Below are 25653 nucleotides of genomic sequence, written 5' to 3' on the forward strand. Positions count from 1 at the left end.
TAACGGTCAACCTTTCAGGACGAGTCAATGGCTCTCTCAGCTTGATGCCGCGTTACCTGAGCGTTATGGAATGACCGGGACGTTACCTAAACGCGTCACTGAGCGTTACCCGGCGCCCTTTCGGGCAGCCGCCCGGACCACGGCCCCTGCCCTCCCCGGGCGCCCGGTTACTTTTCCCCCGAAACCGCTTCCTCCCCGGCCTCGGCCGCCTCGTTGTAGCGCAGCAGGTATCCGGCGAAGCGCGTCAGGTCCTCTTCGCTCCACCCCCCGAGCCGATCACGGAACGCGACGCGACGGGCGTCACCGACCTGGGCCAGGACCTCGTCGCCCCGGTCGGTCAGGTGCAGCACGTGCACCCGGTGATCGGCCGGATCCAGCCGTCGTTCGACCAGGCCGGCCTTCTCCAGCGCGCCCACCTGACGGCTGATCGTCGACTTGTCGAGCATGTAGTGCGCTGCCAGGTCCGTGGCCCGGCAGCCTCCCTGGTCCTCCAGGTGGCTGAGCAGCGTGAAGGACACCAGCGAGAGCTCGGGGTGCATCCGGGCGGCGGTGGCGCGCGCCCGCCGGGCGAACGCGGTCATCTCCCGCTGGATGACGTCGACGATGTCGTCCCGCTCCGCGGGCCGGGGCTCGTCTCGACCGCTCACGATTTCTCCCTCTTCCGGAATGGTTGTACAGTACAACATAAGAAAGAGTTGTATATGCCAACCATCTCGGTGGACGTCGCCCGGAGACCGGGCCGCCCGCCTCCCGAACCCCCGGAGTGCCCCATGTCCGCCCCCGCGGAACCCGCCGCAGGCCCGCGCGCCGCCCTGCGCCACGTCCTGCTCCACCTGGTCACGCCCCTGCTGATGTGCCTCGGCATGGGCCTCGCCTACATGGGCGCCTTCGTCACGCCCGCGCCGAACGACATGCCGATCGCCGTCGTCGGGTCGGGTCCGCAGACCCAGGTCCTCGCCCAGACCGTCAAGGACAAGGCGGGCGACGCCCTGAACGTGCGCACCCTCACCTCCCGCGCCCAGGCCGTCGACGCGCTCAAGGCGCAGGACATCGCCGGCGCCTTCGTGCCGGACGCGAAGGCGCCCGAGCTGATCGTCGCCACCGCCGGGTCCGACATGAGCGCGACCGCCGCCCAGAAGATCTTCACGCCGGTCGCAGCCGGACAGGGCGCGCCGCTGAAGGTGACCGACGTGGCGCCGCCGGTCGGCGACGACCCCACGGGGCAGGGCCTCTTCTTCCTGCTCGTCGCCGTGAGCATCGGCAGTTACGCGTCGGTGGCGGTGCTCGGCGCGGCGGGCGCGGGGCTGCGGATGCGGGCCAGGGCCGGGCTCGTCGTCGGGGTGTCCTTCGCCGTCAGCCTGATCGGGGCGGCGCTCGCGGGGCCGATCTTCCACCTGGTCCACCAGGGCCTGTGGGGCGTGTGGGCCATGGCGTGGCTGTACGCGGCCGGCATCCTCTTCGTCGGCGTCGGACTGCACACCTTCCTGAAGCGGTGGACGACGCTGGCCATGATGGTCCTCTTCGTGATGCTCAACTTCACGACGTCCGGCGGCCTCTTCCGGCCCGAGCTGCAGAACGGCTTCTTCGGCTCCCTGCACGCGTTCTGGAACGGCGCGGGCTTCGTCGAGGGCATCCGCAGCCACCTCTACTTCGGCGGCCACGGGCTTGCCCCGCACGTCTGGACGCTGGCCGGCTGGCTGCTCGTCGGGCTCCTGACCGTCGGCGTCGCGGGACTGTGGGAGCGGCGTCGGCGTGACACCGCCCTGGAGCGAGCCAACAGCACCGGCACCGGCACCGAACTGGAGGCCGAGGAAGAGGAGATGGAGGAGTCGGTGGCGGTCTGACGCCACGCACCCGAACGGGCCGACTTGTCGAATATCGATATGCTCGCCTACGGTGGGCATATCGAAAATCGATGGGGAGGAACATCATGGACACCCGGCTCACGAGGACCCTGGCCTCGGTCACCTTTGCCCTGGCGGTGCTCTGCGGGCTCGCGGGCCTCGGCAAGGCGGTCACGCACCTGCTCGACGACGGGGCCGTCTGCGTGAAGACGGACTTCTGGGCCAACGCCCCCCTCGCCGACCATCTGTCCGTCGCCCACGGGGTGACGGCCACCGGCAGCACCACCCGCCTCTGCCAGGACGACCCCTCCATAGGCCAGCGGATCGCCGAAGTCGGCGACGCGGTACCCCTGCTGCTGTTCGGCGCCCTCGCCCTGCTGCTCTTCTCCGTACTCCTGAAGACCGTGCTGCGACAGGGGCCGTTCACGGAGGCGGTCGCGTACCGGCTCTCCCTGCTCGGCTGGTTCGTCACCGTGGGCACGCCGCTGTGCGGCCTCGTCGTCGGCTGGTCCCGGTCCTGGCTCGTCGGGAGCATGGCGCCGACGGTGGGCTCCGGGCCGGAGGTCTCCGGGTCGATGGTGCTCATCCTCGCGGGGCTCGCCGCGGTCGTCATGGGGAAGGTCATGCGCGAGGGCGTGCGCATGCGAGAGGACCTCGAAGGGACCATCTGATGCCCGATGAGGAGCTCCACTCGATCCGGATCCACCTCGACCGGCTGCTCGCCGAGCGCGGCATGACCCTGACCGAACTGTCCGCACGGGTCGGCATCACCGTCGTGAACCTCTCCGTGCTCAAGAACGGGCGGGCCAAGGCCATCCGCTTCTCGACCCTGTCGAAGATCTGCGACGTCCTCGAGTGCCAACCGGGGGATCTGATCACGCACGAACCCGAAGGGCCTGCGTGAGCGACCGGCAGGCCTGATCCGGGCGGAAAGTCCTACCGCTGGTACCTCGCGAGGACCAGATTGCCGTCCTTCACCAGCCGTTCGCGCAGCTCGTCGAGGTCGATCGCGCCGCTGTAGTACTCCTGCAGCGCCGGGGTCGCGACCTTGTCCTTCCACTCCGGGTAACCCCGCACGGTCTGCGCGGGGGCCGGCCGCAGATGCGCGGCGAGGGCAGTGCCCACGGCCCAGTCGTCCTTCTCGGTGCGCAGGGCCGGGTCCTTCAGCGCCTCCTTGCCGGTCGGCAGCATCCAGTCGCCGCGCGCGAGTTTCACCATGTTCTTCGGCCGCAGGAAGAAGTCGATGAACTCGACGGCCTCCTTCTTGTGCGGGCTGTCCTCGGCTACGGACAGGGTCTGCGGGCTGACGCCCTGGGTGGGCCCATCCTCGCCGGCCGGCGCCGGGAGCACCTGCCAGTCGAAGCCCTCGGGCGCCTGCTGGACGATCTGCTGGCGGTACGAGAAGCCGAGCGGGACCATCGCGTACTTGCCGCCGAAGAAGCCGGGCAGGGTGTCGGAGCCGCCCATGCCGAGCGTGCTGCCCGACGCGCTCCTGTCGACGTTGACCTGGTCGTGGACCGTGCGCGGCATGACCTGGTCGGCCGCGTCGAAGCGCACGTCGACCTTGCCGTCCGCGCCCCGGTGGAACATCCGGCCGCCGGTCGACATCGAGAGGTTGAGCGTCGCGGAGACCGGCTCCTTGAGCGGCCAGGCGACGCCGTACTTCCCGTCCTCGCCGTCACCGAGCTCCTTGGCGACGGTCCGGAACTCCCGCCAGCTCCACGGCTTCTCGGGCGTCGGAACGCGCACCCCCGACTTCTTCAGCCACGTCGAGTTGGCGATCAGGACACGCGGCTCCTGGAGGAACGGCACGCCGTAGATCCCGTCGTCGAACGTCGCCGTCTCCCAGCTCCGTTCCGGGATGTCGGACTTCAGCCGCTTCGGCAGCAGGTCGCCGATGTCCGCGAGATACCCGCCGTACGCGAAGTCGGCGAGGTCGTCCGAGGCGTCGTGGATGATGTCCGGCGCCTCGCCGCCCTCGAAGGAGGTGAGCAGCTGGTCGTGGACGCTGTCCCAACTGCCCTGGATGAGCTCGACCTTGACGTCGGGGTGGGTGGCGTTCCACTCCGCGACGAGCTTCTTGTTGGCGTCGACGGACTCCTTCTGCCAGGCCAGCGACTGGAACTGAAGGGTGATCCTTCCGTCGTCGTCGCCGGAGTCGCCGCTGCAGCCGGCGAGCAGCAGGACGAGGGCCGCGGCCGCGGCGGTCACCAGGCGGGGGCGCTTACGCATCAGGCCTTCACCGCCCCGGCCAGCATGCCGCCGGTGATCCGCTTCTGGATGATCGCGAAGATGACCAGCGAGGGGAGGGTGGCGAGGAACGCGGCGGCGGCGAGCGGCCCGAGGTCGGCGGCGCCCTCCGTGCCGATGAAACGGTTGAGGATGACCGGCAAGGTCTGCTTCTCCGGGGTCTTGAGCAGGACGAGGGCGAAGAAGAACTCGTTCCACGCGGTGATGAAGGAGAACATCACGGTGGCCACGATGCCGGGCGCGAGCAGCGGCGCGACGACCGAGACGAAGGTGCGCGCCTTGCTCGCGCCGTCCACCGCCGCGGCCTCCTCCAGCTCGGCGGGGACCGCGCGGACGTACCCGACGAGCATCCACAGCGCGAACGGCAGCGACCACACCACGTACACCAGGATCAGGCCGACCAGCGAGTTGATCAGGTGCAGGTTCTTCAGGACCAGGAAGAGCGGAATGATGATGAGGACGAACGGGAACGCCTGGCTGATCACCACCCAGCCCGTCGCGGCCTTCGCGACGCGGCTGCGGTGCCGGGCGATGACGTAGGCCATGGGGGTCGCGATGACGACCGCGATCAGGGCGGCGCTGAGGGCGGCGATCAGGGAGTTGCCCGCGGCCCGCAGGAGCGGCTGCTCGTCGAAGGCCTGCCGGAAGTTCTCCAGCGTCGGGTTATGGGGGATCCAGGTCGGGTGCAGACTGCCCAGTTCCCGCGCGGGCTTGAAGGCCGTGGAGATCAGCCAGAGGAACGGGAAGGCGAGGAAGACGAGATAGCAGGCGAGCGCCAGGTACTGCGCGGCGCGCGTCGACTTCTTCGTGCGCATCATGCCTCGTCACCTCCCTTCAGGCGGCCCACGAGGTAGACGGCGAGGATCACCGAGATCACCGCGACCATGACACAGCCCATCGCCGCCGCATAGCCGAACTGGCCGTAACGGAAGGCCTCTTCGTAGGCGAAAAGCATGGGAAGGCGGGTGCGGCCGCCGGGGCCGCCCTGGGTGAGCACGTAGACCAGGGCGAAGGAGTTGAAGTTCCAGATAAAGTTGAGCGCCGTGATGGCGAGCGCGACCGGTCTGATCGCGGGCCAGGTGACGGTGCGAAAGCGCCGCCAGGCGCCCGCGCCGTCCATCGCGGCGGCCTCGTGCAGCTCGCGCGGGGTGTTCTGCAGTCCGGCGAGGAGCGCGACGGTGGTCTGCGGCATGCCGGCCCACACCCCGACGACGATCACCGCGAGGAGCGCGGTGCCCGTGCCGGTCAGCCAGTCCTTGCCGTCGCCGAGGCCGAGGTTGCCGAGGGTCTCGTTCAGGACGCCCGCGTCCGGGTGGTAGACGAGCCGCCACATGATGCCGACGACGACCTCGGGCATGGCCCACGGGATGATCGCCAGCGCCCGCGCCAGCCAGCGGAAACGCAGCTCCTGGTTGAGCAGCAGCGCGAGGCCGAGCGCGAGCAGGAACTGCGGCACGGTGACGCCGAACGCCCAGATCAGCCCGATCCGGAACGAGTCCCAGAAGAGCGTGTCGTGCAGCAGGTCCTGGAAGTTGAGGGCGCCGACCCACTGGGTGGGCCGGGTGCGGCCGGACTGGGAGTCGGTGAAGGCCAGCGCGATGCCGTAGAGCAGCGGTCCGACGCTGAGGACGAGGATCGGGATCAGCGCGGGCAGCACGAGGAACCACGCGCCGTGGTCCGCGGCTCCGCGTCCCGGCGCGCCTCTCGCTGACCGCTTCGTCGCGGTCGCCACTGTCACGTGAATCGGCTCCTTCGGGCGGCACGGCTGGGTTCGGCCGCCCGGGCGGCCTCCGTCATCGTGCTGATGCGCTCCTGATACGTCAAGCAGCCGGGCGCCCGCGCACGCCGGTTGGCCTGTGCGAATGGGAGACTGTCGGCCGAACAGGGCACCAGGTGCGGGAGGCACGGGATGGATGAGGCACGGGCGCGGGACGTGCTCGACGCGGCGGAGCTGACGGTTCCGGCGAGCGGGGCGCGGTTGTTGGCCCTCGGCGAGAACGCGGTGTTCGCCCTCGACGACCTCGTCGTCAAGGTCGGCCGCGCCGCCCCCGAACTCCTCGCCCGGGCACGGCGCGAACTGGCCGTCGCCGACTGGCTGGAGAAGGCCGGCGTCCCCGCCGTACGGGCCGCCGAGCCCGAGGCCCGGCTGGTCGACGGCCACCCGGTGACGCTCTGGCACCGGCTTCCGGAGGCCGTACGCCCCGCCGAGCCGCGCGATCTCGCCGCCCTGATCCGCCAGGTGCACGCCCTGGACTCGCCCTCCTTCGCACTGCCGCGCCGCGAACTGCTCGGCGGCGTGGAGCGGTGGCTGCGCCTCGCGGGCGACGCCGTCGACCCGGCGGACGCGGAGTATCTGCGGACGCGCAGGGACGGGTTCGCGGCGGCATCGGCTGCGCTGACCCCGCACCTCGCGCCGGGCCCCATCCACGGCGACGCGCTGCCCCGCAACGTCCTGATCGGCCCGGACGGTCCGGTCCTCGTCGACCTGGAGACCTTCTCCGCCGATCTGCGCGAGCACGACCTGGTCGTCATGGCGCTCTCCCGCGACCGCTACGGGCTCGCACCCGAGGCGTACGACGGGTTCGTGTCGGTCTACGGGTGGGACGTGCGGGAGTGGGAGGGGTGCGCGGTGCTGCGGGGCGCCCGGGAGACGGCCAGCTGCGCGTGGGTCGCCCAGCACGCGCCGTCCAACCCCAAGGCACTGGCGGAGTTCCGGCGCCGGGTGGCGTCCCTGCGGGACGGTGACGCGACGGTCCGGTGGTACCCCTTCTGAGGGCCGCCTTCCGCTTCTGCCGCCGCCGTCCGAGAGCCCGCGCTCATCAGGGCCTGAGCGGCCACACCCCGTCCACCACCGCCTCCGCGTTCCCCTTCTTGCGCAGGAAGTTCTGGAAGTCCGCCGCCCAGGCCGCGTACCACTCGATCTGACGGCGGTGCAGCTCCGCCGGGCCGAGGGAGGCGACCTTCGGGTGGCGGTCGGCTATCGCTCCGGCGAGCCGGGCCGCCGCCTGGGCGTCGGACGCCGCGTCATGGGCCGACTCCAGCGCCACGCCGTACTCCGTGCAGACCGCCTCCAGGTTCCGCTTGCCCCTGCGGTAGCGGTCCACCGAGCGGTCGATGGTGTACGGATCGATCACCGGGGCGGGGTCCGCGCCGCCCAGGCGGGCGCGCAGTGACGGCAGGCCGTGCCGGCGCAGCTCCGCGGAGAGCAGGCTCAGGTCGAAGACCGCGTTGTACGCCACGACCGGGACGCCCGCCTGCCAGTACGAGGTGAGGACGTCCGCGAGCGCGTCCGCCACCTCTTCGGCGGGCCGGCCCTCGGCCGCCGCCCGCTCGTCGGTGATGCCGTGCACGGCGACCGCCTCGGCGGGGATCGGGACGCCCGGATCCGCCAGCCAGGTGCGGTAGCCGAGCGTCTCGCCGGCCTTGACCTCGATCACCGCGCCGCTGACGATGCGCGCCTCGCTCGGGTCCGTCCCCGTGGTCTCCAGGTCGAAACCGATCAGCAGCTCCTGGTGCCAGCCCATGGCCCGCCCCCTTCTTCGTGGTGCTTTCCCCCAATGACCACCACGATCCCACGCGCCACTGACAATCCGGCCGTGACCCTGCGGGGCCGGTCAGGAGACGGGACGCGAGTCCGCCCAGGCCAGTTCGAACTCCTCGCGGTATGTCGTGAAAAGGCCGCCCTCGCCCGGATCGCCCGACTTGACCACCCGGCTGCCGCCCCGCAGCACGAGCACCGGCGCCTCCATCCCGCGCGTCCCGCGCAGATACGACTGGACGACCGCGATGCCGTCCGCGCCGTCCCCGTCGACCAGGTAGGCGGTGAAGCGCGGCGTCTCGTCGAAGACCTGGATCTCGAAGGCGTCCGGGTCGCGAAGGCGCGCCCGTACCCGGCGCATGTGCAGGATGTTCATCTCCACGGAGCGGCTCAACTCGCCCTTCTTGAGACCCAGTTCCCGCTCCCGGCGCTTGACCGCGCTGCTCGCCGGGTTGATGAAAAGGAGCCGCACCCGGCACCCGGACTCGGCGAGCCGGACCAGACGGCGCCCGGAGAAGTTCTGCACCAGGAGGTTGAGGCCTATGCCGATGGCGTCGAGGCGGCGGGCGCCGCCGAAGATGTCCTCGGCGGGGAACTGCCGAAGCAGCCGCACCCGGTCCGGGTGGACGCCCACCACGTCCGCGTACCGGTCGCCGACCAGGTCCTCGACGGCGTCGACGGGCAGCCGCCGCGCGGACGGCGTGTCGGTGCCGGAGCCCAGCATGTCGAGGAGCCGGGCCGAGGCCCGCTCGGCCTGGTCGAGGACCGCCTGGGACAGGGCGCGGTTGCGGGAGACGACGTTCCGGGTGACCTCCAGCTCGTCCAGGGCCAGCTCCACGTCGCGCCGGTCGTCCAGGTACGGCTCGAAGCACGGCCAGTGCTGCACCATCAGCTCGCGCAGCTGCGGCAGCGTGAGGAAGCTGAGGACGTTGTCGTCGGCCGGGTCGAGGAGATAGCCCTTGCGGCGGCTCACCTCACGCACGGCGACGGCCCGCTGGACCCACTCCTGCCCGGCCGGGCCCGCGGCGGCGACCACCCAGTCGTCGGCGTGCACCGGCTCGTAGACGGGACGCAGGACGGCGGCCACGACCGCGCGCAGCCGCTGCTCCACCAGATTCAGCCAGATGTAGGCCCGCCCGGCACGCTGTGCGCGCGTACGGACCTCACGCCAGGCGTCGGCGTCCCAGTCCAGTTCGGGTCCGATCTGAGATCCCATCTCCATCGGCCGCGCCAGAGACACCGCTCCGGGAGGTACGTCGGCGGAGCTCCCCTCGTGACCGTCGTCACCAGGGGGCAGCTCCCGCCCACCCGAGCTCACCCGCGCACCGCCTTCCGCCCCCGGACTCTCCCCCAGTCAACGATCAAGGAAGGGTACTCCGGGAGCGGCGGGCGGTGCAGCCCGATGGGCCGGGTGTTTTCTCAACCGCCCAGCGGCGGCTGGCCGTTCTGGTCGGCGAGGTCCTGCGGAGTGAGCGGGCTCATGGCCGTGACATCACGCGCGGCCAGCGAGAAGCCCTGCCAGTGGACCGGCATGGGCTGCTGGTCCTCGTCCCGCGCGATGTGGTGGAAGCCGATGTGCACCCAGGTGACGGGGTGGTCCATCGCCTGGCCGTTCACCCACTTGTCGACGCTGGTGGGTGTGCCGTTCGGGCATCCCGGGTTGTTGCTGGCGTACTGCTCGCACGCCTTGTACTGGGTGAAGTACACGTCGTGCTTGGTGAACTCGCGGCCGGCGTGCTTGTTGCTGGGGCCGGGCACGATCTCGTAGGAGCGCGGGTGGCCGTCCTTGTTCTTGCCGGTGTTGCTGACCACGCGCCACCAGCGCATGTCCTTGTGGTCGCCGGTGAGCTCCTTGGTGACCTTGGTGCGGGTGGTCTTCGTGGTGGGGCTGCCGTCGCCGGTGGGCGGGGTGACCTTGGAGTCGTACTGCTCGACCTTGGCCTTCGGGGAGCCGTCCAGGCCGAAGTTGAGCCGCCAGAAGACGTTGTGGGCGTGGCTCTCGGCCTTGGCCTGGTCGCCCTTGCCGATGGGCCAGCCGCGGCTGTCGCCGCCGTCGTAGTCGTACGGCGAGAGGCTGCCGGTCGCGCCGACGTTGGACGTGATGGTGCCGTCGGAGGAGAACCGCCACTCGGTGATGTACTCGTACCAGGAGGCCTTGTTCACCGTGTAGACGAGGAGGTCCTTGCCCTGGCCGGTGTAGAGCTTGCCGTTGCCGCCGGTGCTCTGGTCGTCGTTCAGGCGGTACGCGTGCCCACGCGCGCGCGTGGTGGCGCACAGGCCCTTCACGTCGCCCCGGTGCGGGACCTTGACGGTCTTGATGGTGCCGCCGGGACACTCGCCCGGGTTGAGGTTCTGCAGCGCCTGGCCGAAGTCGGTGCCGGTGACGTCGTCGTACTCGGCCTGGCCGTCGTCGTAGGGGACGTGCACCTGGGCGAGGCGCGCGCTGGTCAGCACGGGTATCGGCTTCGGCTCGCCCTTCGGCTGGTAGCTGATCTTGTCGAGGATCAGCCCGGAGAGCGTGTTGTAGTGCCAGCACATGCGCCAGGTCGTGCCGCCGTCGACGGTCTGCTCGATCTTGTAGGCGTCACTGCAGTCGGCCGCGGCCGCGGGAGCGGCGGGCGGCGCCTGGGGCGTGGCGGAGGCGGACGGGGCGACGGCCATGACGCCGCCGAGGAGCGCGGGGACCGCGAGGGCCGTGACGGCTCGTCTGCGGGCGCGCGAGACTCTGTTGACGTGCATTGCGGAGTGAACTCCCTCGTACGAGGAGAAGCTGGTGTGTGGTGTCGTGCGCGGGCGGCCGGATCAGCCGAGGCGGCCCACGGTGCGGGTGCTCAGGTCGACGACGAGGGCCCGGGTATCGATCCACGGACCGTTCTTGACCTTGGTGACGACCTGCAGACACCGGTGCTCGCCGCACTGGGTGAGGTCGGAGGGCACGCGCTTCACGGTCTCCTTGCGGAAGACCATGCCGCTCAGCTGCAGCTGTCCCGGGCCGGTCAGCGCCTTGCCCGTGGCGTGCTTGAAGTCCTTCTTCAGGCCCTTGCCGAGCGGGTCGGCGATCAGCAGCCTGGCGCCCTCGGCGAGCTCGTCCTGGCTGGGCGGCGGCTGTACGTTCCGCGTGGTGACGGTGTCGGCCACCGTGCCGGACTTCAGGTCGACGGTCTTGGTGATGACCGCGTCCTTCTTGTAGTCGTAGTAGACGACCTCGGCCCGGCGCGGCGGCGCGGCGCCGCTGTCGGCCGGCTCCGGCTCGCTGAGGTTGATGGACAGCAGCTGCGGGCCGCGGTCCCCTTCGACGTCCCGGGCGCTGGAGCGCATCTGGCCCGAAACCGATGCCTTCTCCGCACGGGCTATCTCGGCGTCGGTCAGCGGGTCGCTGCCCACTCCGTCGGTGCCCTCGTCGGGCGCCGCCTCCACGACGCCGTCCTTGGCCACGGCGTCCTGTTGTGCCGCCGCGGCGTTGGCCTGGCGGTCCCCCGAGCCGCCCGACCCCGATCCCGGCAGAGCGACGCCCACCAGCACGGCGGTGGCGGCCGCCACGACCGCCGCGCCCGCCACCACCTTCCCCAGATGGCGTCTGACTGTCTCTCGCACTTACTCCCCCTACTCCCCTGGCGCCCCACCGCGGGGCATGCCGAGTATGTGGTCGGACGGTTAGACGGGTACAACTCCGGGGTGGTTGCCCCACTTTCGGGCAGACTCTGGCCAAAGTGGCCCCGAGTCGAGGGGGCGTGAGTGGAAGAGTCGTATACATGCAGGTCTGGCCTGGGCAGGCGTATCCCTTAGGTGCCACGTACGACGGAGCCGGTACGAATTTCGCGGTCTTCTCCGAGGCCGCAGAGCGCGTGGAGCTGTGTCTGCTGCACGACGAGGGCTCGGAGACAGCCATCGAGCTGCGCGAGTCCGACGCGTTTGTGCGACACGCGTATCTGCCCGGCATCATGCCGGGACAGCGCTACGGCTTCCGGGTGCACGGCCCCTACGCACCGGAGCAGGGGCACCGTTGCAACTCCGCGAAGCTGCTGCTCGATCCGTACGCGCGCGCGGTCAGCGGGCGCATCGACTGGGGGGAGGAGGTGTACGGATACCACTTCGACCAGCCCGATTCGCGCAACGACCTGGACTCGGCGCCGCACATGATGACGTCGGTCGTGGTCAACCCGTACTTCGACTGGGGCGACGACCGCCCGCCGCGCACGCCGTACCACGAGACGGTGCTCTACGAGGCCCATGTGAAGGGCCTGACCATGCTGCATCCGGACCTCCCGGACGAGCTTCGTGGTTCGTACGCGGCGCTCGGCCACCCGGCGATCGTCGAGCACCTCTCGGAACTGGGGGTGACGGCACTGGAGTTGATGCCGGTGCACCAGTTCGTGAACGACCACCGCCTGGTGGACATGGGCCTCAACAACTACTGGGGCTACAACACCATCGGCTTCTTCGCCCCGCACAACGCGTACGCCTCCTGGGGCGACCGGGGCGAGCAGGTCCTGGAGTTCAAGCAGGCCGTGAAGGCGCTGCACGAGGCGAACATCGAGGTGATCCTCGACGTCGTCTACAACCACACGGCCGAGGGCAACCACCTGGGCCCGACGCTCTCCTACAAGGGCCTCGACAACGCCTCGTACTACCGTCTGACGGACGATCCCCGCTACTACATGGACACCACGGGGACCGGCAACTCCCTCCTGATGCGCTCGCCGCATGTCCTACAGATGATCATGGATTCGCTGCGGCACTGGGTGACGGACATGCATGTGGACGGGTTCCGCTTCGATCTCGCGGCGACGCTGGCGCGGCAGTTCCACGAGGTGGACCGGCTGTCGTCGTTCTTCGACCTCGTGCAGCAGGACCCGGTGGTCAGCCAGGTGAAGCTGATCGCCGAGCCCTGGGACGTCGGCGAGGGCGGCTACCAGGTGGGCAACTTCCCGCCGCTGTGGACCGAGTGGAACGGCATGTACCGCGACACGGTGCGCGATCTGTGGCGGGGCGAGCCGCGCACCCTGGCGGAGTTCGCGTCCCGGCTCACCGGCTCGTCCGACCTCTACCAGGACGACGGCCGGCGCCCCCTGGCGTCCATCAACTTCACCACCTGCCACGACGGGTTCACGCTGCACGACCTCGTCTCGTACAACGAGAAGCACAACGAGGCCAACGGCGAGGACAACCGGGACGGCGAGAGCCACAACCGGTCGTGGAACTGCGGGGCCGAGGGTGAGACACAGAACGAGGACGTGCTGGCCCTGCGGGCCCGGCAGATGCGCAACTTCATCGCCACCCTGATGCTCTCCCAGGGCGTGCCGATGCTCAGCCACGGGGATGAGTTCGCGCGCACCCAGAGCGGCAACAACAACGCCTACTGCCAGGACAACGAACTGGCCTGGGTGCGCTGGCCGGACGGCGAGAACTCACTGCTCGCCTTCACCCGGGCCATGGCGATGCTGCGGCGCGACCATCCGGTCTTCCGCAGGCGCCGGTTCTTCCACGGGCGTCCGGTGCAGGGCACCCGCGACGAGCTGTCCGACATCGCGTGGTTCACGCCCGAGGGCACCGAGATGGAGCAGAGCGACTGGGACTCCTCGCAGGCGCGGGCGCTCAGCGTGTTCATGAACGGCAACGCCATCTCGGAGCCGAGCCCGCGCGGTGAGCGGATCTCCGACGACTCGTTCCTGCTGCTGTTCAACGCGTCGCCGGAGCCCACGGAGTTCGTGGTGCCGGTCAACCACGGCCGGCAGTGGCAGGTCGTCGTCGACACGGCGCTGGAGGAGGGGGTGCCGGTGGGCGGCGGCCCGAAGGTGCGGGCCGGCGACCGGCTCACCCTGGCGGACCGGAGCCTCACGGTGCTGCAGCGTCCGGCGTGACGGCGGCGCGGGGCGGCTGAGCGGGGGCCGTGGCGGGGGGCGGTGCGTCGTACGGCGTCCCGCCCTCGCCCGGCTCCTGGCGGGGTGTCTCGTGGCGGGCGATCAGGGCCACCACGAACGCCACCGCCGCGGCCGCGCTGCCAAGGGCGAAGGCCGCCCCCGCGCCGTACGACTCCGCGAGGCGCCCGGCCACCGCGAGCGTCACCGCCTGGCCGCCGACGAAGGCGCTCGCCGCGAAGGTCATGCCCTCGGCCAGCCGCCGCGTGGGCACGGCGCGCTCGGTCAGCGCGAAGCCCGTGATGAGGTTCGGGGCGTAGATGGCACCGAAGAGAGTGACCACTACGTAGAGGCCCATCAGGCTGTCGGTCCACACCAGGGGCAACGACAGGAGGGTCGCGGCGGCCGTCGCCACCCGCCACCGCGCGAGCAGCCCGAACCGCTCGGGCACCGCGGCCATGGAGAGGCCCACCACGGCGCTCATGACGCCCATCGCCGCGTAGACCAGGCCGGCCTGGCCCGGCTGCCCCAACTCCTCGGTGAGCGCGGTGATCCCCGCCCCGCAGGCGCCCAGCAGCACGCCCAGGAAGAGCAGACCGACCCGCACCACGTACACCGAGCGCGGCAGCCGCGGACGTCCGCCCCGCGCGCGTACGGACGCGTCGGTCACCGTCGGATCGGTCACCGGAGCGTCGGTCGCCGCCCCGGTCGTACGGCCGGTCGGGTGGAGTGCGAAGGCGGTGCCGCAGCAGGCGACCAGGAGCGCGGCGAGCCCGAACGCGTACGCCGGACGGCCCGCCACCGACGCGAGGCCCACCAGGGCGGGCCCGAGCACGAAGGACAGCTCGTCCATGGTGCTCTCCAGGGAGAGGACGGTGCTCGCGAGCCGGTCGTCGCCGCCCTTGGCGCGGACCAGCGGGACGACACGGGCCCTGGCCAGCGGGCCGATCCCCGGGATCGTCGCGCCCGCGAGGACGCCCAGGACGACGAGGGCGGGCGTGGGCAGGTCGGCGACGGCGCCCAGGGTGTACGCGGTGATCGCCAGGGCGTTGAGGAGCGAGAAGGCGAGGACGACGGGCCGCTGGCCCCGCCGGTCGGCGAGCCGGCCGACGAACGGGCCGAGCGTCACCTGGCCGAGCGCCAGCGCGCAGGCGACGATCCCGCCGGTGGCCAGCGATCCGCTCGTCTCGGTCACCAGGAGCACGCTGCCGAACTGGATCATCGCCACGGGCAGCCTGCCGAAGAAGGACACCACGGGCAGCAGCGGCCCCGTCATGCGAAGCACCGTGCGGTACGCGTCCCGTGTGTTCTGAGCCATCGTCCGACGCTAACGACGCGGTGGCGCGCACACGCATGAGTCGATGACACGAAAGCCCTCGACGGGGGTACGTACGTTCACATGACGCGTATGACGCCGGAACGCCACGGGGTCGCGGTCCCGCCGCCGCCCACCGCCACCTACCGCCTCCAGCTGCAGCCGGACTTCCCCTTCGCCGCCGCCGAGGCGGCCGTCCCCTACCTGGCCTCCCTCGGTGTCTCGCATCTGCACCTGTCGCCGGTGCTGGAGGCGGTCCCCGGGTCGACGCACGGGTACGACGTGGTGGACCACGCGCGCGTGCGCGGTGAGCTGGGCGGCGAGGAGGGGCTGCGGTCGCTCTCCCGCGCCGCCCGCGGCGCCGGGCTCGGCCTCGTCGTGGACATCGTGCCGAACCACATGGCGGCCGTCCCCCGGCACAACCGCGCGCTCTGGGAGGTGCTGCGCGAGGGTCCCGCGTCGCCGTACGCACACTGGTTCGACATCGACTGGCAGGCGGGCGACGGGCGGGTCCTGCTGCCCGTCCTCGGCGGCAGGCTCGGCGACGAGCTCGCACACTTCCGGGTCGACGGGACCACCCTGCGCTACCACGAACACGAGTTCCCCCTGCGGGACGGCACCGAGAAGCTGCCGCTCCCCGAGCTCCTCGACGCGCAGTGGTACCGCCCCGCCTGGTGGCGGCTCGCCCGTACGGAACTCAACTACCGGCGCTTCTTCACCATCTCGGACCTCATCGGCGTGCGCGTCGAGGAACCGGACGTCTTCGAGGCCACCCACGCCACGATCCTGCGACTGCTCGACGAGGGCGTCGTCGAGGGCCTCAGGATCGACCACCCCGACGGCCTCGCCGACCCCGGCGCATACCTCCGGCGACTGCACGAGGCGACCGGCGGACGCTGGACCGTGGTGGAGAAGATCCTCGCCGACGGCGAACACCTGCCCGCCGCCTGGCCCGTGGCGGGCACCACCGGCTACGACGCGCTGCGCCACCTCGACGGCGTCTTCGCCGACCCGGCGGGCGCCGGTGAACTCCTCGGCCAGTACCGGCGCTTCGCGGCGGCCCCGGCGGACCGCGGCGGCGACTGGGACGCCACGGTGCGGCGCGCCGCGTACAAGGTCGTCACGCACGAGCTGGCCGCCGAGGTCGACCGCCTCACGCGCGTGGCCGCCGCGGTCTGTGCGGCCGAGCCCGCCCTGCGCGACCACGCGCCGTGGACGCTGCGCACCGCGCTCCGTGAGCTGCTCGTGCGGCTCCCCGTCTACCGGCCGTACGTCTCCGGGGGCGACGCCCCCGAGTCGGTCCTCACCCCTGAGGCGGCCGAGGAGGCCAGGGCGGCCTTCTCGGTGCCCGAGGAGGCCGGCGCGGTCGACGTCGTACGGGACCTGGCCCTCGGGCGGCTCGGCGCGGCGCGGTCCCGGCCCGCGCGGGAGGGCATGGCGGAGTTCCGGGTGCGGTTCGCGCAGACCGCGTCCGCGCTGCGCGCCAAGGCCGTCGAGGACACCGCGTTCTACCGGCACGCGCCGCTCCTGTCGGCGGCGGAGGTGGGCGGCGCGCCCGAGCGCCCCGCGGTGCCGGTCGAGGAGTTCCACGCGTACTGCGCGCGCGTGCAGCGCGACTGGCCCTACTCGGGGACGGTCCTGACGACCCACGACACCAAGCGCAGCGCCGACGTGCGGGCGGGCATCTCCGTCCTGACCCAGTGCCCCGACCGGTGGGCCGACCTGCTCGTCGAGGTGACCGAGCGGACCGCGCGGGTGGGCGGCACCGGCGCGCCCGACCCCCAGCTGGCCTGGGCGGCCTGGCAGACGGCGGTCGGCTTCGGGCCCCCCGACGAGACGCGGCTGCGGAACGCGCTCCTGAAGCACGTGCGCGAGGCGGGCCTGCACACCAGCTGGACCGAGCCCGACGAGGCGTACGAGAAGGCGGTGGCCGCCTTCGTGGCGGCGGGGCCGTGCGGGCCGCCGCAGGACGCGGTGGCGGCCCTCGCGCGGGAGCTCGGCCCGCATGTGCGGGCGAACGTCCTGGGGGCGGCGCTCCTGCAGCTGACGATGCCGGGGGTGCCCGACGTCTACCAGGGCTCGGAGGTCGAGTACCGCGCCCTCGTCGATCCGGACAACCGGGGGCCCGCGCGCTTCGAGCCGGACGCCTTGGAGCGGCTCACTCCGCACGGGGAACACCATGACCTCTCGGCGGAGAAGCTGGCGCTCACCTCGGCGGCCCTGTGGCTGCGCGGGCGGCGCCCCGAGGTGTTCGGGGGCACGGCGACCTACGAGCCGCTGGCCGCGGAGGGTCCCGGCGCCGCGCACTGTGTGGCGTTCACGCGGTCCGGTGAGGTCGTGGCGGCGGCGACGCGGCTGTCCCTGCGGCTCGCCGACGCGGGCGGCTGGCGGGACACGGAGCTGGCGCTTCCGGCGGGCCGGTGGTCCGATCTGCTCGCCCCCGAGCGGGAGTTCGAGGGGCACGCGCGCGTGGCGGAGCTTTTCGCCTCGTCCCCCGTGGCGCTCCTGGAACGGGTGCCGGCGGATCAGGACGAGCGGCCCACCGGGGCGTGACCGACAGGCCCATGTGACTCACCCGGGACGTACCAGCAGGGTCCGCGGGCCGCGGGTCAGCAGCCCCCACGACGCCGGCCTGAACCCCGGTGCCAGGACCATCCCGGGCAGGGCGTCGAGCAGGGCGCGCAGCCCGTACTCGGCGATGTGGCAGGCGAGTTCGGCGCCGAGGCACGCGTGGCGCCCGGTGCCGGTCGCGAGGTGGCCAGGGTCCGTGCGCAGGACGTCGTAGCGGTCGGGTTCCGCGAACCGCGCGGGGTCGCGGCCCGCGGCGCCGACCAGGCAGGCCACGACCGCCCCGGCCGGCAGCGGCGTGCCCGCCACGGCGACCGGGCGGACCGCGCGGCGCAGCACGACGGGGGCGGGCGGGTCGCGGCGCAGGGACTCCGCCCAGGCCGCGGGGATCAGCTCGGGCCGCTCGCGGACCAGCGCCAGTTGGTCCGGGTGGGCCAGGAGGTTGGCGAGGAAGGAGGCGAGCGCGAGCGCGGTGGCGTCGCCTCCCCCGCCCAGCAGCGCGCCGACGAGTCCGGTCACGGTCCCGTCGGACAGCGGGCGGCCCCCGACCTCGGCGGCGCACAGCACGGAGAGCAGGTCGTCGCGGGGGTGGGCGCGGCGGCGCACCAGATGGGGCCGCAGGCGGGCGTCCAGCTCGTCGTGGTGGCCCGCGAGGTGGGTGAGGCCACCCCGGCACCACTTCTGGACGTACGCGGCGTCCTCGGGCGGCAGGCCGAGCGCGGTGACCACGGCGGCGGCAGGCAGCCACCGGCAGAACTCGGCGACGAGGTCGGCCTCCCGGCGGGCGGCGATGCGGTGGGCGAGCACATGGGCGGTGCGCGCGGCCCCCGCGGCCAGGGCGGCCAGCGCGTCGCCGTGCAGGCCCGGTTCGAGCAGGGCGCGGTGCGCGCGATGCGTGGCGCCCTCCATGTGGCTGAGGGTGCGGCCCGGCGGCAGCGCCACGAGCCACGGCCGCGCCAGCGCGTCACGCACGTCCTCGTACCGGCTGACCAGCCACGCGCCGAGGAGCTCGTCGCGCACCAGGGGGTATCGCTCGCGCAATACGCGGAACACGGGGTACGGGTCGCACGCCGCCGCGGGCGACACGAGACTCGGCGCCACCGCGGGCGGCGCGGGACTCGGCGCCCGCGCGGGCGACACGGGACGCGGCGGTGCGGATCGGCGGCGACCGGCGGACGCGGCGGGCTCGCACGGCGCCCGGGAAGCCGTGGCCGGAGCGGAACCGCCCCCTCCGGCCGGAGTGCACCGACCGGGCGAGGGCTGCGCGGGAGGCTCCGCCGGGGCCGTGGACGGGGCCGGTTCCGCGGCCGGTATCGGGCCGTCTGAGGGGACGGACGGGCTGCGCACCACGGGCTCCGACCTGTGCTTCGGCGCGGCGAGCGGCCGCGCGGGTGTGTTCAGCGGACCACCGGGAGGTCCGCGTCGCAGTCCGCGTACGCCCGTACGGGTGACGCGGGGTGGGACGCCGTCGCACGGAGGTGTTCTTGACACGTTCTCCGGGGCGTGGCGTACTGCGATGGCCTCAGTGGTGGACCGGGACGGGGGGCCAACCGGTGGTGCGGCACTATCCCAGCGTTCCTGAACTCGTCCGTGCCGCCTCCCAGTTGGCGGCCCACCGGCCGGAACTGAGCACCCTGCGCGAAGTGGGCGTCTCCCGCGCGGGGCGGCCGTTGCACCTGCTGTCCGTGGGGCGCTCGCCGCGGGCGGTCCTCGTCGTCGCGGGGGCGCACGCCAACGAGCCGGCCGGCGGCTCCACGCTGCTGCACCTCGCCGAGTGGACGCTGCGCGATCCACGGCTGCGCGCCGCCGCCTCCTGGCACTTCCTGCTCTGCGCGGACCCGGACGGCGCGAGCCTGCACCGCACCCCCGCGCCCCGCACGCTCCTGGAGTACCACCGGAACTTCTTCCGCCCCGCCGGGCCCGAGCAGCCCGAGTGGTCGCCCTCCGTGCTGCCGCCCGACCGGCTGCCGCCCGAGACGCGCGCGCTGACCGCCGTCATCGACGAACTCCGGCCGTATCTGCAGGTGTCCCTGCACGCCACCGATCTCGGCGGCAGCTGGGTCCAGTTGACCAAGGACATCCCCGGGCTCGCGGAGCCGTTCGCCAAGTCGGCGGCGGAGTTGCACATTCCGGTGGAGACGGGGGCGTCGGACGCGGCCGGCTGGCTGGTCTCGGGACCCGGCGTCCACGTGCTGCCGGGACCCGGCGCGCGAGCGGCGTACCCGAGCCTCCCCGAGGACGCCCGGCTCACCACCTGGCACCGCACCCACCGCTACGGCGGGCGCACCGCGATCGTCGAGGTACCCATGTGGGCGAGCGACCTCGTCGACGACCCGGCCGCGCACCCGGCACCGGTCCGGGCGATGCGGGCGCTGGCGCGGCGGCTGCGGCGGGACGCGCGGCTCGTGGAGGAGATCCTCGCCGACGCGCTGCCGCGGCTGCCGCACGCCGAGGGGCCGCTGCTGCGGGCGGCGTGCTGGGCGCTCGCCCTGGTGCCGGGGCTCGCCGACGACTGGGGGCGGCTGCCTCCCGCGGGCACGTCGATGGCGTACATCGGCAGCGTAGACGCCTTCGGCAGGCGGCTGCCGCTGCGGTCGGCCGCGATGCTGCTGCGGGTGCTCGACGCGGCGGGCGACCGGGCGGCGCCGCGCCTGGAACGCCTGGTGACCCAGTGGAGCGAGGCGTTCGCGGAACGGTTCAGGGCGCGCTGGGTGCCCCTGGAGGACCAGGTGGAGCATCAGTCCCGGACGACGGTCGCGGCCGCGCTGCACGCGCGCGTACCGGGCGACGACGACCGCGCGGGGCGGTGACTCAGCTCGTGGCAAGGCGGAACGACATCCGGCCGAAGCTCACCAGGTCGCCGTCCTGGACGAGGGCGGCGCCGGTCACCCTGCGGCCGTTGACGGACGTGCCGTTGGTGGAGCCGAGGTCGCGCAGCACCCACATGCCGCCCTGCCGGCACAGCTCGGCGTGCACCCGGGAGACCGTGTCGTGGCTGAGCCGCAGGCCGTTGGCGGGGTCGCGGCCTATCCGCAGCGGGTAGAGGCCGTCGGGCGAGGGCAGCAGCAGCTTCGGGAGCCGCTCGGCCTGCCAGGCCCTGCGCAGCTTCATCGTGAACCCGGAGACCGCGCCGACGCCGTCGAGCACCCGGCGCGTCCAGCGGCCCTCGGTCCGCAGGTCCGCGGTGAGCACGGCCAGCTCGTCAGGCCTGCGGGCGGCGAGCACCAGCTCCATGCGCCGCACGAACGTGTCGTGGGAGAGCCTGCCCGCGGCCGCGCCCTCCTTGAGTGCGTCCAACGCCCGGTCCCGCTCGACGTCCGTCACCCTCGCGGGGTACGTGGAGAACTCGAAAGAGGATGTCACCAGGCGATTGTCCGGCAATCGCGCCCCGGGTGTCCAGAAGGGCGGGGGCGGGGTCCGATCGGCCGCTTCCCGCACGCACAGCCGGTTTCTGACGCACCATGGGACGCACGGGTGCGGACAGCGGATGTGGCGGACAGCGGACGAAGGGGAACCGTCGGTGAGGTTCGAAGTGTGGGCGCCGGAGGCCGAGCGGGTCGTACTGGAGTGTGCGGGCGCGACGCACACCCTGGAGCGCGACGGCGACCGCGCGGGATGGTGGTCGGGCGAGGCACCGGCCGAGGACGGCACGCGGTACGGCTTCTCGGTGGACGGCGGTCCTGTCCTGCCCGACCCGCGCTCGCGGCGCCAGCCCGACGGCCCCGACGGGCTCAGCGCGGTCGTCGACCACGGCCGGTACGCGTGGCGCACGCCCTGGCCCGGACGCGGGGTGCGGGACGCCGTCCTGTACGAGCTGCACGTGGGCACGTACACCCGCGAGGGCACCCTCGACGCGGCGGCCGACCGGCTCGGACACCTCGCGGACCTCGGCGTCACCCATGTGGAGCTGATGCCGCTGTGCCCCTTCCCGGGGCGGCACGGCTGGGGGTACGAGGGGGTGTCGCTGTGGGCGGTGCACGAACCGTACGGCGGACCCGAGGCGTTGAAGCGATTTGTCGACGCGGCGCACGCGCACGGCCTCGGCGTCGTCCTGGACGTGGTCCACAACCACCTCGGCCCGTCCGGCAATTACCTGCCCGCCTTCGGCCCCTACTTCACGGAGACCCATCAGACGCCCTGGGGCGCCGCGGTCAACCTGGACGCGCCCGGCTCGGACGACGTACGGGCGTATCTGCTCGGCAGCGCCCTGGCCTGGCTGCGCGACTACCGGCTCGACGGTCTGCGGCTCGACGCGGTGCACGCCCTTGCGGACACGCGCGCGTGCCACTTCCTGGAGGAACTCTCCACGGCTGTCGACGCGTTGGCGGACGAGCTGGGCAGGCCCCTGGCCCTGATCGCCGAGTCCGACCTCGCGGACCCGCGCACGGTCACCCCGCGCGCGAGCGGCGGACTCGGGCTGCACGCGCAATGGAACGACGACTTCCACCACGCCCTGCACACCGCGCTCACCGGTGAGGCGCAGGGGTATTACGAGGATTTCGCGCGCGCCCCGCTGGCCGCGCTCGCCAAGACGATGACCCGGGCGTTCTTCCACGACGGGACGTACTCGACGTTCCGGGGCCGCGCCCACGGCCGCCCCGTGGACCGCGCACGGACGCCCGCGTACCGCTTCCTCGGGTACAGCCAGACGCACGACCAGATCGGCAACCGCGCCCAGGGGGACCGGCTTTCGGCCGGCCTCTCCCCCGGCCTGCTCGCCTGCGCCGCCGCGCTCACCCTCACCGGCCCGTTCACGCCGATGCTGTTCATGGGCGAGGAGTGGGGCGCGTCGACGCCCTGGCAGTTCTTCACCGACCACACCGACCCCGGGCTCGCCGATGCCGTACGCCGGGGCAGGCGGCGGGAGTTCGCGGCGCACGGCTGGGCCGAGGAGGACATCCCCGACCCGCAGGACCACGGCACCCGGGACCGCTCCTGCCTCGACTGGTCCGAGCCCCTGGGCGGCCACCACGCGCGCCTGCTCGCCTGGTACCGCGAGCTGATCGCCCTGCGGCGCACCCGCGGTGACCTGACCGACCCCGATCTGGCGTCGGTGCGGGTCGCGTTCGACGAGGAGGCGCGCTGGTTCGCGTTCCGGCGCGGGGACCTGCGGATCGCGGTGAACCTCGGCGCGGCGCCCGTCGTCCTGCCGCTCGACGGGCGCCACGCGCGCGTGCTCGCCGCCTGGGAGCCGGTCGCCGCACCCGGGGCGGACGGCGTGGTGCGGGTGCCCGCGGAGTCGTGCGTGATCCTGGCCGCGTCGTAGCGTCAGTCGACGACGGCCATCTCGCGGGCGGTGGTGTTCAGCCGCCGCCCGCCCTCCTCGGTGACCGTCACGATGTCCTCGATGCGCACCCCGAAGCGGCCCGGCAGGTAGATGCCGGGCTCCACGGAGAAGCACATGCCGGGCACCAGCGGCTGCTCCTCGCCCTCGATCATGTAGGGCGGTTCGTGGGTGGTGACGCCGATGCCGTGGCCGGTGCGGTGGATGAACCGCTCCCCGTAGCCGAACTCCGTGATCACGGCGCGGGCCGCGCGGTCGACGTCCTGGCAGGCCGCGCCGGGCCGCACCGCCGCGCACCCCGCCGCCTGCGCCTCACGCACCACGTCGTGCACGCGCTGCTCCTCCGCCGTCGGCTCGCCGACGTGCACCGTACGGGAGGTGTCCGAGCCGTAGCCGTGCAGCAGGCCGCCGAAGTCGAGGACGACCATGTCACCGTGCTCGATGACCCGCTCGCCCGCCTCGTGGTGCGGGTTGGCACCGTTGGGGCCCGACCCGACGACGGTGAAGTCGACCTGGGAGTGCCCGAACTGCCGCAGCAGGTCGGCGAGATCGGCGGCGACGTCCGTCTCCTTGCGCCCGGCGAAGCGGACCTTCTGGATCTCCTCGTACGTCGCGTCGGCCGCGGCCCCCGCCGCGGCGAGGCGCTCCAGCTCGGCGGCGTCCTTGACGGCGCGGAGCATCGGCAGCCCCTCGGTGAGGGACACGTACGAGGTGCCGGGCAGCGTGCGCTGGAAGCCGAGCAGATGCATCGCCCAGGCGTTGTCGCTCACCCCGAAGCGGCCGGAGGCGTCGAGGAGCGGCGCGGTCACGGCGTACGGGTCCTTGCCGTCGGTCCAGTCCCGCAGGGTGAGCGCGGGCGCACCCGCGGCATGCTCGGCGTCCGGCGCCTCCAGGGTGGGCACGACGAGGACGGGGTCCTGTCCGGCGGCGAGCACGAGCATCGTCAGGCGCTCGGTCGCCGCGGTGGGCCGATAGCCGGTGAGCCACACGAGATCGGGCCCCGGGGCCACGAGGAGCCCGGCGAGCCCCGCCTCCGCGGCCTGGGCGGCGGCCCGCTCCATGCGGGCCCGGTAGTCGTCGGCGGTGAAGGGGGCGGGGGCGAGATTGGGGGTGGGCACGGGGGCGGACGCGGGCGCGGGGCTCATGAGGACCTCCTGTTGGCTACGCCTGCATCTTGCCCCTGGCGGGGTGCGACCGCGAACGCGTTGTCGGGGAGCTCTGGGGGTGGTCCGTCACGCCGAGTGGGGTCACGTCACGATGCCCGGTCTGATCGTCAGGGTCTGGCGGGCGCCGCTCGTGTGGCGCACCGTCAGGGCGACCTCCTTGCCGGGGCGGGCGACGCGGACCGCGGTGGCGAGCTCGGCCGCGGAGTCCAGGTGCCGCTTGCCGAAGGTGAGCACGGTGTCGCCGCGGACCAGGCCCGCGGTGTACCCGGGGCCGGGGATGTGCACTCCGACGAGCAGGGCGCCCGCGCCGCCGGGGACGTCGACGGCCTCGACGCCGAGGGTGGCGGTCCTGGCCGGGGCCGCGGGGTCCGCGTGCGGCGCGGGGGCGGCCTGGGGCTTCGCGGGCACGGGGCCCGGCGGGGCGGGCGCGGCGGCCGTCGGTGGGGTGGGGGCGGCGGCGGACGCTCCCGGGGCTTTCGGGTCGGCGTTCGGGGCACCCGGCGCCTTGGGGCCGCCCGGACCCCGCCCCGCCGCCGCCTTCTGCATCTCGGCCAGCTTGCTCATGCCGATGACGGTGGCGCCCACCGTGCCGAGGCCGACGCCCGCGAGGACCAGGACGGCGGCGAGGAACAGCCCGGACAGCAACGTCAGCAGGCGTCGACCGCGCCGTCGCGCGGCATGCGGCCGACGGCCCCGGCCCGACTGCTTGCCCGAGCGTTTGTCTGGGGCTACGCCCTGATCCTGATCGTGATCCTGACCCTGGCTCGGGTTCCGGTCGGACGGCCCGCCGGGGCGCCGCCCCGGCATCGGCTTGGGACGCAACGTGGTCTGATCCATGGCTCGCCTCCGGCCACAGCCCTACCCTGAGCCACCCCGCCGCGACGCCTCACGAACGGGTGACGTCCAGCTGTGCGGCCAGCACCGCCGCGGGCCCGCGCAGGGCACCCGCGTACAGCAGTTCGGTTCGGTGGACCACGCGAGGCGCGGTCAGCGGCACGGCGACGGTGCCGGGCGCCTCCTCGGCGGCGGACCGGGGCAGCAGAGCGAGGCCGTGCCCCGCGGCGGCCAGCGCGGCGAGGGTACGCAGGTCCGTGCCGTCGTACCGCAGCGCGGGCCGGAACCCCGACGTGCCGTTCGCCGCCCGGAGTTGGGGCAGCGGAAGGCCGGTGCCCGGCGCGTCGAGCCACCGCGCGTCGACGAGGTCGCCGAGGCGCAGACCGGCCCGGCGGCTCAGCGGATGGTGCTCGGGAAGCAGCACGGAGACGGGTTCCTCGGCGACGCCGCGCGCGGTCAGCGGCGCGACGTCCGGCAGCCGCAGGGGGTCGCTGGGCGCGGCGAGGCCGTCGACGAGGCCGAGGTCGGCGGCGCCGGTCGCGACGGCGGCGGGGACCTCCTCGCGGGGCAGCACGGTCAGGGTGACGCCCGTCGCGGGCAGGGCCCGGACCGCGTGCCGGGTCAGGGCGGTCGGCGTGGCGGCGAGCGTCAGGGTCTGCTCGGGGCCGGCGGCCGCCATGCGGACGACCTCGGCGCGGGCGGCGTCCAGGCACAGCAGCAGGGGCGCCGCGTGCTCCAGGAGGCGGGCGCCCGCCGGCGTGGGCGTCACCGGGCGGCGGGTCAACAGGGCGGCGCCGAGGTCCTGTTCGAGGACGGCGATGTGCTGGGAGACGGCGGACTGGGTGTAGCCGAGCTCGCGGGCGGCCTCGGAGAACGAGGCGAGGCGGGCCACCGTCACGTACGTGCGCAGGAGGTGCGGGTCCATGACTTAAGGGTCGCGCGCCCCGACAGGGATGCTCATGGAGGCCCCATCAGAGACGCTTATGGAGGGAGAAG

General features: G+C 72.9%; 22 protein-coding genes. 8 read left to right on the forward strand and 14 right to left on the reverse strand.

Features of this window, described 5'->3' with window-relative positions; translation table 11 throughout:
* Positions 1-167: 167 nt before the first annotated feature.
* Complete coding sequence (locus tag ACFYO9_RS19395; protein ID WP_355806257.1) at positions 168-581, reverse strand: MarR family winged helix-turn-helix transcriptional regulator; 414 nt, start codon at positions 579-581, stop codon at positions 168-170.
* A gap of 189 nt (positions 582-770) precedes the next feature.
* On the opposite strand from ACFYO9_RS19395, the gene ACFYO9_RS19400 reads away from it, so the two are divergent.
* The 3 genes from ACFYO9_RS19400 to ACFYO9_RS19410 all read left to right on the forward strand — a co-directional run bounded on the left by ACFYO9_RS19400 (position 771) and on the right by ACFYO9_RS19410 (position 2748).
* Positions 771-1844 carry a hypothetical protein gene (locus ACFYO9_RS19400; protein WP_358775126.1) on the forward strand — a complete coding sequence of 358 codons (1074 nt, stop codon included), beginning with the start codon at positions 771-773 and terminating at the stop codon, positions 1842-1844.
* Between the two features lie 71 nt (positions 1845-1915).
* Complete coding sequence (locus ACFYO9_RS19405) at positions 1916-2515, forward strand: DUF2975 domain-containing protein (RefSeq protein WP_358775128.1); 600 nt, start codon at positions 1916-1918, stop codon at positions 2513-2515.
* Entirely contained in the window at positions 2515-2748 is a 234-nt protein-coding gene (locus tag ACFYO9_RS19410; RefSeq protein ID WP_358775130.1) for a helix-turn-helix transcriptional regulator, read from the forward strand. Before ACFYO9_RS19405 ends, ACFYO9_RS19410 begins: the two co-directional genes overlap by 1 nt.
* A 32-nt stretch (positions 2749-2780) precedes the next feature.
* Here ACFYO9_RS19410 and ACFYO9_RS19415 read toward each other — a convergent pair whose 3' ends face one another.
* From ACFYO9_RS19415 to ACFYO9_RS19425, 3 genes are read right to left on the reverse strand one after another with little or no spacing between them, the layout of a single operon-like run.
* The gene (locus ACFYO9_RS19415) at positions 2781-4076 is read right to left on the reverse strand and encodes a sugar ABC transporter substrate-binding protein (RefSeq protein ID WP_358775132.1); all 1296 of its coding nucleotides are present in this window, start codon (positions 4074-4076) and stop codon (positions 2781-2783) included.
* Complete coding sequence (locus ACFYO9_RS19420; protein ID WP_388666437.1) at positions 4076-4912, reverse strand: carbohydrate ABC transporter permease; 837 nt, start codon at positions 4910-4912, stop codon at positions 4076-4078. Before ACFYO9_RS19420 ends, ACFYO9_RS19415 begins: the two co-directional genes overlap by 1 nt.
* Positions 4909-5832: a sugar ABC transporter permease gene (locus ACFYO9_RS19425; RefSeq protein ID WP_355805244.1), complete on the reverse strand. Its 924-nt coding sequence runs from the start codon at positions 5830-5832 to the stop codon at positions 4909-4911. The genes ACFYO9_RS19420 and ACFYO9_RS19425 overlap by 4 nt, the downstream gene beginning before the upstream one ends.
* A gap of 171 nt (positions 5833-6003) precedes the next feature.
* Here ACFYO9_RS19425 and ACFYO9_RS19430 point away from each other — a divergent pair, with 171 nt between their 5' ends.
* The gene (locus ACFYO9_RS19430) at positions 6004-6867 is read left to right on the forward strand and encodes an aminoglycoside phosphotransferase family protein (RefSeq protein ID WP_358775134.1); all 864 of its coding nucleotides are present in this window, start codon (positions 6004-6006) and stop codon (positions 6865-6867) included.
* Between the two features lie 46 nt (positions 6868-6913).
* On the opposite strand, the gene ACFYO9_RS19435 is transcribed toward ACFYO9_RS19430, so the two are convergent.
* The 4 genes from ACFYO9_RS19435 to ACFYO9_RS19450 form a co-directional block, all read right to left on the reverse strand.
* A complete protein-coding gene (locus ACFYO9_RS19435) occupies positions 6914-7618 on the reverse strand; it encodes a 3'-5' exonuclease (protein ID WP_358775136.1) in 705 nt (234 codons plus the stop codon).
* A gap of 90 nt (positions 7619-7708) precedes the next feature.
* The gene (locus tag ACFYO9_RS19440) at positions 7709-8950 is read right to left on the reverse strand and encodes an SAV2148 family HEPN domain-containing protein (RefSeq protein ID WP_358706296.1); all 1242 of its coding nucleotides are present in this window, start codon (positions 8948-8950) and stop codon (positions 7709-7711) included.
* Between the two features lie 101 nt (positions 8951-9051).
* Complete coding sequence (locus ACFYO9_RS19445; protein ID WP_355805233.1) at positions 9052-10371, reverse strand: copper amine oxidase; 1320 nt, start codon at positions 10369-10371, stop codon at positions 9052-9054.
* A gap of 63 nt (positions 10372-10434) precedes the next feature.
* Positions 10435-11226 (reverse strand): Tat pathway signal sequence domain protein, encoded by a 792-nt coding sequence (locus ACFYO9_RS19450; protein WP_358775138.1) that lies wholly within the window; start codon positions 11224-11226, stop codon positions 10435-10437.
* A 158-nt stretch (positions 11227-11384) separates the two neighbouring features.
* On the opposite strand from ACFYO9_RS19450, the gene glgX reads away from it, so the two are divergent.
* Positions 11385-13493, forward strand: a complete 2109-nt coding sequence (gene glgX / locus ACFYO9_RS19455; RefSeq protein WP_358775140.1) for a glycogen debranching protein GlgX — start codon at positions 11385-11387, stop codon at positions 13491-13493.
* Here the strand turns inward: glgX and ACFYO9_RS19460 are convergent.
* Positions 13468-14808 carry an MFS transporter gene (locus tag ACFYO9_RS19460; RefSeq protein WP_358775142.1) on the reverse strand — a complete coding sequence of 447 codons (1341 nt, stop codon included), beginning with the start codon at positions 14806-14808 and terminating at the stop codon, positions 13468-13470. The two genes, glgX and ACFYO9_RS19460, sit on opposite strands and share 26 nt — an antisense overlap.
* Positions 14809-14898: 90 nt before the next feature.
* Between ACFYO9_RS19460 and treY the strand changes: the two genes are divergently transcribed.
* Positions 14899-17358, forward strand: a complete 2460-nt coding sequence (gene treY / locus ACFYO9_RS19465) for a malto-oligosyltrehalose synthase (RefSeq protein ID WP_358775350.1) — start codon at positions 14899-14901, stop codon at positions 17356-17358.
* A gap of 18 nt (positions 17359-17376) precedes the next feature.
* Here the strand turns inward: treY and ACFYO9_RS19470 are convergent, their stop codons facing one another.
* Complete coding sequence (locus ACFYO9_RS19470; RefSeq protein WP_388666440.1) at positions 17377-18426, reverse strand: cytochrome P450; 1050 nt, start codon at positions 18424-18426, stop codon at positions 17377-17379.
* 500 nt (positions 18427-18926) lie between these two features.
* Here ACFYO9_RS19470 and ACFYO9_RS19475 point away from each other — a divergent pair, with 500 nt between their 5' ends.
* Positions 18927-20183 (forward strand): M14 family zinc carboxypeptidase, encoded by a 1257-nt coding sequence (locus ACFYO9_RS19475; RefSeq protein ID WP_355805221.1) that lies wholly within the window; start codon positions 18927-18929, stop codon positions 20181-20183.
* Between the two features lies 1 nt (position 20184).
* On the opposite strand, the gene ACFYO9_RS19480 is transcribed toward ACFYO9_RS19475, so the two are convergent.
* The gene (locus tag ACFYO9_RS19480) at positions 20185-20736 is read right to left on the reverse strand and encodes a DUF1707 and FHA domain-containing protein (RefSeq protein WP_355805218.1); all 552 of its coding nucleotides are present in this window, start codon (positions 20734-20736) and stop codon (positions 20185-20187) included.
* Between the two features lie 157 nt (positions 20737-20893).
* Between ACFYO9_RS19480 and treZ the strand changes: the two genes are divergently transcribed.
* Positions 20894-22639 (forward strand): malto-oligosyltrehalose trehalohydrolase, encoded by a 1746-nt coding sequence (gene treZ / locus ACFYO9_RS19485; RefSeq protein WP_358775146.1) that lies wholly within the window; start codon positions 20894-20896, stop codon positions 22637-22639.
* 2 nt (positions 22640-22641) lie between these two features.
* On the opposite strand, the gene ACFYO9_RS19490 is transcribed toward treZ, so the two are convergent.
* From ACFYO9_RS19490 to ACFYO9_RS19500, 3 genes are all read right to left on the reverse strand, one after another.
* A complete protein-coding gene (locus tag ACFYO9_RS19490; protein WP_358775148.1) occupies positions 22642-23802 on the reverse strand; it encodes an aminopeptidase P family protein in 1161 nt (386 codons plus the stop codon).
* Positions 23803-23904: 102 nt separating this feature from the next.
* Positions 23905-24660 carry a PDZ domain-containing protein gene (locus ACFYO9_RS19495; RefSeq protein WP_358775149.1) on the reverse strand — a complete coding sequence of 252 codons (756 nt, stop codon included), beginning with the start codon at positions 24658-24660 and terminating at the stop codon, positions 23905-23907.
* A 49-nt stretch (positions 24661-24709) separates the two neighbouring features.
* Complete coding sequence (locus ACFYO9_RS19500; protein ID WP_358775151.1) at positions 24710-25582, reverse strand: LysR family transcriptional regulator; 873 nt, start codon at positions 25580-25582, stop codon at positions 24710-24712.
* Positions 25583-25653: the final 71 nt, after the last annotated feature.

This window comes from Streptomyces sp. NPDC005863 (assembly GCF_042871345.1).
Taxonomy (GTDB): domain Bacteria; phylum Actinomycetota; class Actinomycetes; order Streptomycetales; family Streptomycetaceae; genus Streptomyces.